The following is a 12320-nucleotide window of genomic DNA, read 5'->3' as shown; positions in this document are numbered from 1 at the left end:
GCGCCCGTACCTGGGCCCGCGCCGATGCCCGGCCCCGGCGCCAATGCGCGGCCGCCGGCGGCCGCCGTGCATCCCGCGCCCCCGCAGGGCGCCGCGCCGCGGATGATGCCGCCGCAGGGCAATCCGGGCGGCGGTTACGGTGGCCGGTCGCAAGGGGGCGGCAACAACAACGGCGGCCATGGCGGCGGCGGTGGCGGTGCCCGCAGCGATGAATACCGCCGTTGATCGACGGGGCCGAGCCCGGCGCCGGAAGAAAAAAAGCCGCTCCGGAGAGCGGCTTCTCTAACGGGCGCCGAGGGGCCGTTCGAGCGGCGCGTCGCCGTGCGTCAGTCGTCGAGCAGCGACAGGTCGCGCACGGCGCCCTTGTCGGCCGACATCACGAGCTTCGCATACGCCTTCAGCGCCGCGGACACCTTGCGCGGACGCGGTTGCGCGGGCTTCCACCCCTTCGCGTTCTGCTCGTCGCGGCGGCGCGCGAGTTCCTCGTCCGATACCAGCACGTTGATCGTGCGGTTCGGAATGTCGATGCGGATCTTGTCGCCGTCGCGCACGAGGCCGATCGCGCCGCCCGCTGCCGCTTCCGGCGAGCAGTGACCGATCGACAGGCCCGACGTGCCGCCCGAGAAGCGGCCGTCCGTCAGCAGCGCGCATGCCTTGCCGAGGCCCTTCGACTTGATGTAGCTCGTCGGGTACAGCATTTCCTGCATGCCGGGGCCGCCCTTCGGGCCTTCGTAGCGCACGATCACCACGTCGCCGGCCTTGACCTTGTCGTTCAGGATGTTCTCGACCGCTTCGTCCTGAGATTCGGTCACGTGCGCCGAGCCTTCGAACACGAGGATGCTTTCATCGACGCCGGCCGTCTTCACCACGCAGCCGTCGAGCGCGATGTTGCCCGTCAGCACCGCGAGGCCGCCTTCCTTCGAGAACGCATGCTCGTACGAGCGGATGCAGCCTTCGGCGCGATCGAGGTCGAGGCTCGGCCAGCGCGTGTTCTGGCTGAACGCGACCTGCGTCGGGATCCCGGCCGGGCCGGCCAGATAGAACGTGCGGACCGCTTCGTCTTCCGTGCGGACGATGTCCCACTGGTCGAGCGCGTCCTTCAGCGTCGGCGCATGCACGGTCGGCACGTCGGTGTGCAGCTTGCCGGCGCGGTCGAGCTCGCCGAGGATCGCCATGATGCCGCCGGCGCGGTGCACGTCCTCGATGTGGTACTTGTTCGTGTTCGGCGCAACCTTGCACAGCTGCGGCACGCTGCGCGACAGACGATCGATGTCCTTCATCGTGAAGTCGATGCCGGCTTCCTGCGCGATCGCGAGCAGGTGCAGGATCGTGTTGGTCGAACCGCCCATCGCGATGTCGAGCGTCATCGCGTTCTCGAACGCCTTGAAGCCGACCGAGCGCGGCAGCACGCGCATGTCGTCCTGCTCGTAGTGCTGGCGCGTGAGTTCGACGATGCGGCGGCCGGCGCGCTTGAACAGCTGCTCGCGATCGGCGTGCGTCGCGACGACCGTGCCGTTGCCGGGCAGCGACAGGCCGAGCGCTTCGGTCAGGCAGTTCATCGAGTTCGCGGTGAACATGCCCGAGCACGAGCCGCAGGTCGGGCACGCCGAGCGTTCGACTTCGGCGACGTCCGCATCCGAATACGACTGGTCGGCCGCGATCACCATCGCGTCGACGAGGTCGAGCTTCTTCAGTTCGATGGCCTTGGTGACGGGGTTCGCGAGACGCGTCTTGCCGGCTTCCATCGGGCCGCCCGACACGAAGATCACCGGAATGTTCAGGCGCATCGCGGCCATCAGCATCCCCGGCGTGATCTTGTCGCAGTTCGAGATGCAGACCATCGCGTCCGCGCAGTGCGCGTTCACCATGTATTCGACCGAGTCGGCGATGATGTCGCGGCTCGGCAGCGAGTACAGCATGCCGTCGTGGCCCATCGCGATGCCGTCGTCGACCGCGATCGTGTTGAATTCCTTCGCGACGCCGCCCGCGGCTTCGATCTCGCGCGCGACGAGCTGGCCGAGATCCTTCAGGTGCACGTGTCCGGGCACGAATTGCGTGAACGAGTTGACGACCGCGATGATCGGCTTCGAGAAATCGTCGTCTTTCATGCCGGTGGCGCGCCACAGCGAGCGCGCACCTGCCATGTTGCGGCCGGCGGTGGAGGTTTTGGAACGGTATGTGGGCATTGTGATGGCTGAAGAAATATCGCGGAAAAGGGTGGAGGCACGGGAATAAAGGCCTCTCGCGCGCCCGTGCGAACAACCTCTTGAGCTGCGCCCTGGGCAAACCCGACGATTATCCCACAGCCGCCGGGCGGGCGGCGGGCGCGGGGCAGGCCGGCTGACGCGGGTGGGGCGGCGCGCGCGAGTGGGCAACCGAGGCGAACGAGGCGCACAAGGCGCGGCGCGAGGCCGCGAAGGTGGAATGGCGGAATGGCGGAATGGCGGACGCCGCCAACGCGCGAAGTCAGAAGCAGGCGCTCACCGGCGGAGCCCGGCAGCGGCATCATCCCCGTCTTGCCGGCGATGATGCCGCGCCATGCCGTCCGCTGCCGCGCGTCAGTCGAGCAGCGCCAGGATTTCGTCGTACAACGGCTTCGGAATCCGCACGCCGTGCGCGATGCTGCGCGCACGCGCATCGAAGCGCCGCTGCGACGGCAGCCGCGCGCCCTGGCCGGTGATCGACGCGAACATCCGCTCGCCGCGCGCGAGCCCCGCGTCGAGCTCGTCGCCGAGGAACACCTTCGGATCGAGCGCGATCACGAGTTCGCCGTGGCACGGCGTCGCGCCGACGCCTTCGTCGAAGTCCATCGACTCCTGGCTCGTCATGTCGCCGATCAGCGCGCCGCCGAGCAGCTCGACCATTGCCGCGAGCGCCGAGCCCTTGTGGCCGCCGAACGTGCGCATCGCGCCCTGCAGCGCGGCCTTCGGATCGGTGGTCGGCCGGCCGTCGGCATCGATCGCCCAGTCCGGCGGGATCGGTTTGCCGAGTTTCGCGTGCAGCTCGATGTCGCCGCGCGCGATCGCGCTCGTCGCGAAGTCGAACACGAACGGCACGCCGCCCGGCCGCGGCCACGCGAACGCGATCGGGTTGGTGCCGAACACCGGTTCACGCCCGCCTTCCGGCGCGACCCAGCTGTGGCTCGGGTTCATCGCGATGCCGGCGAGCCCTTCGGCCGCGATCGCCTCGACCTCGGGCCACAGCGCCGAGAAGTGATAGCAGCGGTTGATCACCATCGCGGCGATCCCGTGCTGCCTCGCCATCTCGACGAGCACCGGCAGGCCGGTTTCGAAGCTCAGCAGCGAGAAGCCGCGATGCGCGTCGACCGCCACGATCGACGACGACAGCCGGCGCAGCGTCGGCACGGCCTGCGGATCGACCTTGCCTTTCTTCAGCGAGCGCACGCACACGAGCAGCCGGTACACGCCGTGCGAATGGCACTCGTCGCGCTGGCCCTGCGTGATCACGCGCGCGATCGCGTGCGCGTGCGCATCCGACATCCCGTTGTAGGTCAGCACGCGCAGCGCGAGGGCGTAAACCTCATCGAGCGACAGGACGACTTCGGCGAGCGGCTCAGACATCGCGCGATTCCCGCGGCGCCGGCACGCCGTCGATGCGTTGCGGCACGTTCAGCGGATTGCCGTTACGGACCGCGTCGGGCAGCAGTGCGTCGGGCACGTCCTGGTACGACACGGGGCGCAGGAAGCGCTCGATCGCGCGCGCGCCGACCGACGTCGTGCGCGTGTCGGACGTGGCCGGGAAAGGGCCGCCGTGCACCATCGCGTGACCGACCTCGACGCCGGTGCCGAAGCCGTTGACGAGAATGCGGCCGGCCTTGCGCTCGAGCGTCGGGCGCAGTGCGGCGAACAGCGCGGCGTCGCCGTCGGCGAGATGCGCGGCGATCGTCAACTGGCCTTCCAGCGACTTCAGCACGCGATGCAGCGTGTCGGCGTCCGGGCAGCGCACGATCAGCGATGCGGGGCCGAACACTTCGTCGCGCAGTTCCGGGTGCGCGATGAACGCGTCGGCCGACGTCGCGAACAGTGCCGCGCGTGCCTGGTAGCGGCCGCCTTCGACGCCTTCGGCGAGCAGCTCGACCGCGTCGTGCGCGCGCAGCGCGGCCACGCCTTGCGCATAGCTCGCGTGGATGTGCGGGGTGAGCATCGTCTGCGCGGCGGTCGCCTGCACGGCGGTGGCCGCGGCGGCTTCGAACGCGCGCAGCGCGGGACCGTCGACGGCGAGCACGAGCCCCGGATTCGTGCAGAACTGGCCGGCGCCGAGCGCGAGCGATGCGACGAACTGCGGCGCGATCGTGTCGTGGCGCGCGTCGAGCGCGGCCGGGAACAGCAGCACCGGATTGATCGAACTCATTTCCGCGTAGACCGGAATCGGCTCGTGGCGCGCGGCCGCGATGTTCATCAGCGCGACGCCGCCGCGGCGCGAGCCGGTGAAGCCGACGGCCTTGATGCGCGGGTCCGCGACGAGCGCCTGGCCGATTTCACGCGACGCGTCGAACAGCAGCGAGAACACGCCGGCCGGCAGCCCGCATTCGCGCACGGCCTGCTGGATCGCGCGGCCGACGAGCTCGGACGTGCCCGGATGCGCGGAATGCGCCTTGACGATCACGGGGCAGCCGGCCGCGAGCGCCGATGCGGTATCGCCGCCGGCGACCGAGAACGCGAGCGGGAAGTTCGATGCGCCGAACACGGCGACCGGCCCGATCGCGACGTTGCGCAGACGCAGGTCGACGCGCGGCAGCGGCTTGCGGTCCGGGCGGGCCGGATCGATGCGCGCATCGATATAGCCGCCGTCGCGCACGAGCGACGCGAACAGCGCGAGCTGGCCGACCGTGCGGCCGCGTTCGCCTTCGATGCGCGCGCGCGGCAGGCCTGTTTCGGTCACGCAGCGCTCGATCAGGTCGTCGCCGAGCGCGACGATGTTGCGGCCGATCGCGTCGAGAAACGCGGCGCGCTGCTCGGGGCTCGTTTCGCGATACGTATCGAATGCATCGTCGGCGAGCGCGCAGGCCGCCTCCAGGTCGTGCAGGCTCGCGCCGCCGAATGCGGGTTCGAGCGTTTCGCCCGTCGCGGCGGCGATCGCGTGGAGGGTGCCGTTCCGTCCGGCAATGGCCGACTGGCCGATCAGGAGCTGACCTGTGAGTTGCATGGTTTTCCTCGAACAATGCGGGGCCGGGCGTGATGCGCCCGGCCGGAGTGGGAAGGGGAAACGTGTGGGTGTAAGTCTTCGTCGTCTTCGAGCTGCAGCTTGTCGGAGCGGACGCCGGTGTTGGCGCCCCAGTAATAGATGACGAGCGCGGCGGCCGCGACGACGGCCGTGTCGTACGGATGCGCGAGCTGGCCGGTGCCGCCGAAGCCGCCGAAATACGACAGCACGATCATCGCCGCGTAGAACGCGATCAGCCACGCGGACGAGCGCACCTGCTCGGCGAGGCTCAGGTGCGCGGTCGGCACCCAGCGGCGGCAGGCGAGATAGATCACGAACATCGCGATCTGCAGGCCGAGCAGCCAGGACACCGTGCTCCAGCCCGACCAGTAGACGATCAGCGCGGCGATCACGAACGACGCGGGCCCGGTGATGCCGAACGCGACCGCGCGGAACGGCCGCGGCAGGCCGGGCGCGGTGCGGCGCAGCGCGGCGACCGACACGGGCGCGACCGCGTAGCTGAGCACGAGCGCGGCCGACACGATGTTGATCAGTGCTTCCCACGACGGGAACGGCATCGTCCAGAAGATCGCGAGGCCGAACGTCAGCCACAGGCCCGCGCGCGGGATGCCCGACGCTTCGTCGACGCGCGTGAATACCTTGAAGAACGTGCCCGTCTTCGCCCAGCCGTAGACGACGCGCGGCGTCGCGTTCATGTAGATGTTGCCGCAGCCGCTCGGCGAGATCATCGCGTCGGCCACGACCATCACCGCGAGCCAGCCGACGCCGAGCGCGAGCGCGATGTCGCGGTACGGCAGCGAGAATGCCTTGCTGACGTCGTGCCAGCCGGCGGCGAGCATGTCGGTCGGGATGCTGCCGATGAACGCGAGCTGCAGCAGCACGTAGATCAGCGTCGACAGCAGGATCGACAGGATCAGCGCGATCGGGATCGTGCGCTGCGGATTGCGCACTTCGCTCGCGACCGACACGATCGGCGTGAGGCCGAGATACGCGAAGATGATGCCGCCGGCCGACACGGCCATCTCGATGCCCGGCATGCCGAACGGCGCGAAGCCGTGCGTGGTCAGGTTCGCGGGCTTGAAGAAGGTGAACAGCACCGCGATCACCGACAGCGGCACGACGAACTTGAACACGCTGATGATGTTGTTCGCCTTCGCGAACGTCTTCACGCTCGAATAGTTCAGATAAAAGAAGAAGCACAGCAGCGCGGCCTGCACGAGCCAGCCGAGCGTCGTCGGATCGCTCGACCCGGTCTGCGTCAGGCCCGGGAACCACGCGGCCGCGTACTGGCGCGCGGCGACCACCTCGATCGCGATCAGGCTCGAAAACGCGATCAGCGTGATGAACCCCATCAGGTAGCCGAGCAGCGGGCCGTGCGAGAACACCGGGTAGCGGACCACGCCGCCCGCGCGCGGCAGCGCGGCGCCGAGTTCGCAGTAGACGATGCCGAGCAGCAGCACCGCGAAGCCGCCCAGCAGCCACGAGAAGATGCCGGCCGGGCCGGCGATCGTCGACACGTGGCTCGCGGCGAACAGCCAACCCGAACCGAAGATCGCACCGAGGCCGATGAACGTGAGGTCGGTCAGCGACAGCTGTTTCTTGAATTTGCCGTGACCGCCGTCGGCGGGCACGGAACGGGAAAGCGGGACGGACGGGTGAGTGTTGCCTTGGCCTGGCATGGGTTTGTCTCCTGGGAAATATTGGGGCAGGCAGTCCTGCACCGCGCTCCGACGGAGCAGCGGCGCGGCGCCTGCCGGCCGGCGTGCGACCGGTTCGAACGAGCGGGCGGCCGTCGGACCGTCGATGCGCGGCGCGCGGTGGCGCGGCGGCGAACGGGCCCGTCTTGGCCATGACCGACCGGCAGCGGCGATGCAACGGCGGGGAAGCCGCTTCCCGCCGCAGGGCAGTCGGTCAGCGGTTTACCGGGGCCGTTTCGGCGCGGTGCGCGGTGTCGAACGCAATGGAAGCGCGCGGTACGAACCGGTGGTTGACGGCGGCGAACACCCCGCCCGCCGGATGGCGTTTCGGCTCACTGCAATCTCCTGCTGCGTATCGGCCGCGACATGCGCGTCGACGTGCAACCAGTATCGCCGTGCAAACGCCCGTCACGCTTGAGTCGTATCGCGGAGCAAAATGACGAAATCGGCACAGCGGCCGGAAGGGTTCCGAAAGGTGCTCCGCACTATGCCGATTTCGTCGCCGCCTTCATCGAAAAGCCACAAGCGGACGGACGCGCGACGGAGGAAGCTATGCTCCTTTCCCCACTTCGGACGGCTGATGATGAAGCGCATCCAGATCATCGATTCGCACACCGGCGGCGAACCCACGCGGCTCGTCGTGTCCGGTTTTCCGGCGCTCGGCAACGGCACGATGGCCGAGCGTCGCGACGTGCTCGCGCGCGAGCACGATCGCTACCGCACCGCGTGCATCCTCGAGCCGCGCGGCAGCGACGTGCTGGTCGGCGCGCTGCTGTGCGAGCCGGTGTCGCCGGAAGCGGCGGCCGGCGTGATCTTCTTCAACAACAGCGGCTATCTCGGGATGTGCGGGCACGGTACGATCGGCGTCGTGCGCACGCTGCATCACATGGGCCGCATCGCGCCGGGCGTGCACAAGATCGAAACGCCGGTCGGCACCGTCGAGGCGACACTGCACGACGACCTGTCGGTGAGCGTGCGCAACGTGCTCGCGTATCGCCATGCGAAGGGCGTCGAGGTCGACGTGCCGGGTTACGGCCCCGTGAAGGGCGACGTCGCGTGGGGCGGCAACTGGTTCTTCCTGATCAGCGATCACGGCCAGCGCGTGGCCGGCGACAACGTCGCGGCGTTGACCGCCTATTCGTCCGCGGTGCGTGCGGGGCTCGAGCGCGCGGGAATCACCGGTGCGAACGGCGGCGAGATCGACCATATCGAACTGTTCGCGGACGATCCCGAACACGACAGCCGCAGCTTCGTTCTGTGTCCCGGCCACGCGTACGACCGCTCGCCTTGCGGCACCGGCACGAGCGCGAAGCTCGCGTGCCTCGCGGCTGACGGCAAGCTCGAACCGGGCGTCGTGTGGCGCCAGGCGAGCGTGATCGGCAGCGTGTTCCACGCAAGCTATGTGCAGGCCGACGGCGGTATCGTGCCGACGATCCGCGGCAGCGCGCACCTGAGCGCGGAAGCGACGCTGCTGATCCAGGAAGACGATCCGTTCGGCTGGGGCATCGTGTCGTGAGCGAAACCAGCACCGACGTCGTCGTGATCGGCGCCGGCATCGTCGGCGCCGCGTGCGCGCATGAACTCGCGCGGCGCGGGCTGCGCGTGCTCGTCGTCGACGACGCGAGCGGCGGCGCGACCGGCGCCGGCATGGGGCACCTCGTCGCGATGGACGACAACGCGGCGGAGCTCGCGCTGAGTCATTACTCGATCGAGCTGTGGCGCGCGCTCGCCGGCGAGATGCCGGAAGGCTGCGCGTACCGGAACTGCGGCACGCTTTGGCTCGCGGCGGATGCCCACGAGATGGATCTCGCGCGCGCGAAGCAGGCGACGCTCGCTGCCCACGGCGTCGCGGGCGAACTGATCGATGCGGCGACGCTCGCGTACCTCGAGCCGATGCTGCGCGCCGGTCTCGGCGGCGCGCTGAAGATTCCCGGCGACGCGATTCTCTATGCGCCCGTCGCCGCGAGCTGGCTGTTGCAGCGTGTGCCGGACATCACGTTGCGGCGCGACCGCGCGGTGGCCGTCGACGGCCCGAGCGTGACGCTCGCGAGCGGCGACACGCTGCGCGCGCAGCGCGTCGTCGTCGCGAACGGCGTCGCCGCGCGCACGTTGTTGCCCGAGTTGCCGCTGCGTCCGAAGAAGGGCCATCTGCTGATTACCGACCGCTATCCGGGCCAGGTGGCGCACCAGCTCGTCGAGCTCGGCTACGCCGCGAGCGCGCATGCGAGCGACGGCACGTCGGTCGCGTTCAACGTGCAGCCGCGGCCCACCGGCCAGCTGCTGATCGGCTCGTCGCGCCAGTTCGATACGGAAGACGCGCGCATCGAGCCGCCGGTGCTCGCGCGCATGCTGCGCCGCGCGGTCGGCTATCTGCCGGATCTGGCCGACCTGAACGCGATCCGCGCGTGGACGGGCTTTCGTTGCGCGAGCCCCGACGGCCTGCCGCTGCTCGGCGAACATCCGGCGCGGCCGGGCGTGTGGCTCGCGGTCGGACACGAAGGGCTCGGCGTGACGACCGCGCCGGGCAGTGCGCGGCTCGTCGCCGCGCTGATGACCGGCGAGCAGCCGCCGATCGACATCGAACCGTATTTGCCGGGACGTTTCCTGACGACGTCCCCCGTAGCCGGAGCGCTGACATGAAACGACCCCCACGCTCACTTTGTTCGCTGTCGACCGGAGTTGGTGCTTCAGCGCTTGCTCCGGTCCCATGCAAGGCACCCCCCGCGGGGGTGGTCAGCCGCCTTGGGGCGGCTTGGCGGAGGCTGACATGATCATTCATCTGGACGGCCGCGCGCTGACGGTGGCCGACGGCGCGACCGTCGCGGCGGCCATCGCGGCGAGCGGCGACGACACGACGCGCATGTCGTGCACGGGTGCGGCGCGCGCGCCGTTTTGCGGGATGGGCATCTGCCAGGAGTGCAGGATGACGATCGACGGTCGTCGCCGTCTGGCTTGCCAGACGCTGTGCCGCGACGGGATGCAGGTGGAGCGGACGCGATGAGCACGGCGAAACAGGAACGACTGAGCGTCGAGGTCGCGATCGTCGGTGCGGGGCCGGCCGGGCTGTCGGCCGCGCGCGCCGCCGCACGAAGCGGCGCCACGATCGCGATCGTCGACGACAACCCGCGCGCGGGCGGGCAGATCTGGCGCCAGGCGGCCAACGCGACGCCGGTGCCGGCCGCGGCGGAACGTCTTGCAGCACTGCGGCAGCCGAACGTCACGCATCTCGCGTCCACGCGCATCGTTGCCGAGACGCAGCCGGGCACGCTGCTGCTCGAGGACGACGAACGCGGGTTTCTGCTCGAATTCCGCACGCTGATTCTTTGCTGCGGCGCGCGCGAGCTGCTGCTGCCGTTTCCGGGCTGGACGCTGCCGGGCGTGACCGGCGCGGGCGGCCTGCAGGCGCTGATCAAGTACGGGCTCGACGTGCGCGGACAGCGTACGGTCATCGCAGGCAGCGGCCCGCTGCTGCTCGCGAGCGCGGCGACGGCCCGTCAGGCCGGCGCGCAGGTGTCGCACGTGCTCGAACAGGCCGCGTGGCGCGATGTCGCCGGCTTCGGCGCGCGGCTGTGGCGCTGGCCGTCGAAGCTCGCGCAGGCCGCGAAGCTCGTCACGGCCGCTTACCGGGCCGACGCGTACGTCGTCGAAGCGTTCGGCGACAAGCGGCTCGAACGCGTGCGGATCCGGCAGGGCGAGCGCGAGTTCGAGGTCGGCTGCGACCGGCTCGCGTGCGGCTTCGGCCTCGTGCCGAACACCGTGCTGCCGAGCCATCTCGGCTGCCGGATCGAGAACGGCGCGGTCGCGGTCGATGCGCATCAGCGCACGAGCCGCGACGGCTATTTCGCGGCGGGCGAGTGCACGGGTGTCGGCGGCAGCGAGCTGGCGATGGTCGAAGGCGAGATCGCCGGCTACGCGGCCACCGGGCAGACGGCGCCGCTGGCCGCGCTGGTTGCGCGGCGTGCGCACTGGCAGGCCTTCGCGGACGCGGTGCGCGAGCGCTTTGCGATTCGCGAGCCGATCCGCCGGCTCGCGCGGCCCGATACGCTGCTGTGCCGGTGCGAAGACGTGCGCTTCGGCGCGGTCACAGACGCGGTCGCGCCGGCGTCGGGCTGGACGGCCGCGAAGCTGCAGACGCGCTGCGGGATGGGCGCATGCCAGGGCCGCGTGTGCGGCGCGGCCGCGCAAGCGCTGTTCGGCTGGACGCCGCCGGTGCCGCGCACGCCGCTCGTGCCCGCGCGGGTCGGCACGCTGATGCTGGACGACCCGGCGTCCTGCGACGGCGCCTGACGCGCCACGGTGACGCGGCCTGGTTCCTGCCGGGCCGCCTCACCGCTCAATCCACCTTCACTTTCTCCCATCCGCCCACCTGTGGAGCCGCACAGGCACGCAGGCACTCGATCGCGGCGGCCACGGCCGCGCGATTCGCGCTGTCCGGGTGCCAGTAGATCGACACCGCGCCCTGGCCCTCGAGCTGCATCGGCAGGATGCGGATCGCGTTCAATTGCTCGAAGCGCCGCGCGGCACGATGCGACGCGACGCCCAGCAGGTCGGTGTTGTTCAGCAGCGTGAGATTCAGGATCGACGAATTCGATTCCACGCAGTGCGGCGGCTGCACGCGGCCGGCGGCTGTCAGCGCGACCTGCAGCGCATTGTGCACGGGCGTGCCGGACGGCCAGACGATCCACGAACAGGCGAGCACCTCGTCCCAGCCCACCGATGCCGCGCCGGCGAGCGGATGATCGGGCCGCGCGACGAACACCACCGGATCGGCGTACAGCGCTTCGGCGTGCAGGTGCGGATCGACGGACGCGGACCCGGAACGGCCGACGACGATATCCAGCTCGCCGCGCGCCAGCTGAGGCATCAGCTGGTTCATCGTGCTTTCGGCCAGCCGCACCTGCGCGCGCGGCATCCGCTTCAGCAGTTGCGACACCGCGAGCGGCACTGTATCGGCGGCCGCGACGCCCGACGTGCCGATCGTCACCAGGCCGCTGCCGCCTTCGCGCAGTGCGGCCATGTCGTCGCGGGCGACATCGAGCTGCGCCTCGACGCGGCGTGCATGCTCGATCAGCGCGTCGCCGTAGGCCGTCGGCCGCAAGCCGCGCGCGTGCCGCTCGAACAGCGGCAGGCCGACATCCTCCTCCAGCTCCTTCAGCCATTTCGACAGCGCGGGCTGCGTGGTCGCGAGCGCCGCCGCCGACTGGCTCAGGTTGCCCGTGCTGGCCAGGCTCAGCAGCACTTGCAGATGCCGCAATCGCAGCCGGTAGGTCCAGTCCATCCCATGCTCCGTGCCGGAAGGTATATCCGAAATCATATGAATTAGATGATTTCGCCATTTTACCGGGTATGCCTGCGTCGAATATAAATTCGCTAACGGACTGCAGCGCGCGGTCCCCGCCCCGACACAGCGCCGACCCGATCGGCCGCCCCAGGAGACAT

At 70.0% G+C, this 12320-nt stretch carries 8 protein-coding genes and 2 pseudogenes; 5 read left to right on the top strand and 5 right to left on the bottom strand.

Annotation, left to right across the window (positions count from 1 at the left end):
• A pseudogene (locus BSE24067_RS17025) lies at positions 1 to 225 on the top strand (SH3 domain-containing protein); the annotation flags it as partial.
• A gap of 101 nt (positions 226 to 326) precedes the next feature.
• On the opposite strand, the gene ilvD reads toward BSE24067_RS17025, so the two are convergent.
• From ilvD to BSE24067_RS17005, 4 genes and pseudogenes are all read right to left on the bottom strand, one after another.
• Entirely contained in the window at positions 327 to 2186 is a 1860-nt protein-coding gene (gene ilvD, locus BSE24067_RS17020; RefSeq protein ID WP_151063427.1) for a dihydroxy-acid dehydratase, read from the bottom strand.
• 372 nt (positions 2187 to 2558) lie between these two features.
• Positions 2559 to 3581, bottom strand: a complete 1023-nt coding sequence (locus BSE24067_RS17015; RefSeq protein ID WP_151063426.1) for an Ldh family oxidoreductase — start codon at positions 3579 to 3581, stop codon at positions 2559 to 2561.
• Positions 3574 to 5166: an aldehyde dehydrogenase (NADP(+)) gene (locus BSE24067_RS17010; RefSeq protein WP_151063425.1), complete on the bottom strand. Its 1593-nt coding sequence runs from the start codon at positions 5164 to 5166 to the stop codon at positions 3574 to 3576. Before BSE24067_RS17010 ends, BSE24067_RS17015 begins: the two co-directional genes overlap by 8 nt.
• A gap of 74 nt (positions 5167 to 5240) precedes the next feature.
• Positions 5241 to 6863 (bottom strand): annotated as a pseudogene (locus BSE24067_RS17005) (APC family permease); the annotation flags it as partial.
• A 601-nt stretch (positions 6864 to 7464) separates the two neighbouring features.
• Here BSE24067_RS17005 and BSE24067_RS17000 point away from each other — a divergent pair.
• The 4 genes from BSE24067_RS17000 to BSE24067_RS16985 all read left to right on the top strand — a co-directional run bounded on the left by BSE24067_RS17000 (position 7465) and on the right by BSE24067_RS16985 (position 11168).
• Entirely contained in the window at positions 7465 to 8397 is a 933-nt protein-coding gene (locus BSE24067_RS17000) for a 4-hydroxyproline epimerase (protein ID WP_151063435.1), read from the top strand.
• A complete protein-coding gene (locus tag BSE24067_RS16995) occupies positions 8394 to 9521 on the top strand; it encodes an NAD(P)/FAD-dependent oxidoreductase (RefSeq protein WP_151063424.1) in 1128 nt (375 codons plus the stop codon). The genes BSE24067_RS17000 and BSE24067_RS16995 overlap by 4 nt, the downstream gene beginning before the upstream one ends.
• A 127-nt stretch (positions 9522 to 9648) precedes the next feature.
• Entirely contained in the window at positions 9649 to 9882 is a 234-nt protein-coding gene (locus BSE24067_RS16990; protein ID WP_151063423.1) for a 2Fe-2S iron-sulfur cluster-binding protein, read from the top strand.
• Positions 9879 to 11168 (top strand): NAD(P)/FAD-dependent oxidoreductase, encoded by a 1290-nt coding sequence (locus BSE24067_RS16985; protein ID WP_151063422.1) that lies wholly within the window; start codon positions 9879 to 9881, stop codon positions 11166 to 11168. The genes BSE24067_RS16990 and BSE24067_RS16985 overlap by 4 nt, the downstream gene beginning before the upstream one ends.
• Positions 11169 to 11214: 46 nt before the next feature.
• Here BSE24067_RS16985 and BSE24067_RS16980 read toward each other — a convergent pair whose 3' ends face one another.
• Positions 11215 to 12159, bottom strand: a complete 945-nt coding sequence (locus tag BSE24067_RS16980) for a LysR family transcriptional regulator (RefSeq protein ID WP_151063421.1) — start codon at positions 12157 to 12159, stop codon at positions 11215 to 11217.
• Positions 12160 to 12320: the final 161 nt, after the last annotated feature.

The organism is Burkholderia latens (assembly GCF_902499045.1).
GTDB lineage: Bacteria > Pseudomonadota > Gammaproteobacteria > Burkholderiales > Burkholderiaceae > Burkholderia > Burkholderia latens.
The sequence above is the reverse complement of the archived record's forward strand: the minus strand, read 5'-3'. Positions and strand labels throughout refer to the sequence as shown.

Excerpts from the sequence above, each read along its gene's own strand:
- ilvD (WP_151063427.1), bottom strand. The coding sequence starts at position 2,186 with ATGCCCACATACCGTTCCAAAACCTCCACCGCCGGCCGCAACATGGCA.
- BSE24067_RS17015 (WP_151063426.1), bottom strand. The coding sequence starts at position 3,581 with ATGTCTGAGCCGCTCGCCGAAGTCGTCCTGTCGCTCGATGAGGTTTAC.
- BSE24067_RS17010 (WP_151063425.1), bottom strand. The coding sequence starts at position 5,166 with ATGCAACTCACAGGTCAGCTCCTGATCGGCCAGTCGGCCATTGCCGGA.
- BSE24067_RS17000 (WP_151063435.1), top strand. The coding sequence starts at position 7,465 with ATGAAGCGCATCCAGATCATCGATTCGCACACCGGCGGCGAACCCACG.
- BSE24067_RS16990 (WP_151063423.1), top strand. The coding sequence starts at position 9,649 with ATGATCATTCATCTGGACGGCCGCGCGCTGACGGTGGCCGACGGCGCG.
- BSE24067_RS16985 (WP_151063422.1), top strand. The coding sequence starts at position 9,879 with ATGAGCACGGCGAAACAGGAACGACTGAGCGTCGAGGTCGCGATCGTC.
- BSE24067_RS16980 (WP_151063421.1), bottom strand. The coding sequence starts at position 12,159 with ATGGACTGGACCTACCGGCTGCGATTGCGGCATCTGCAAGTGCTGCTG.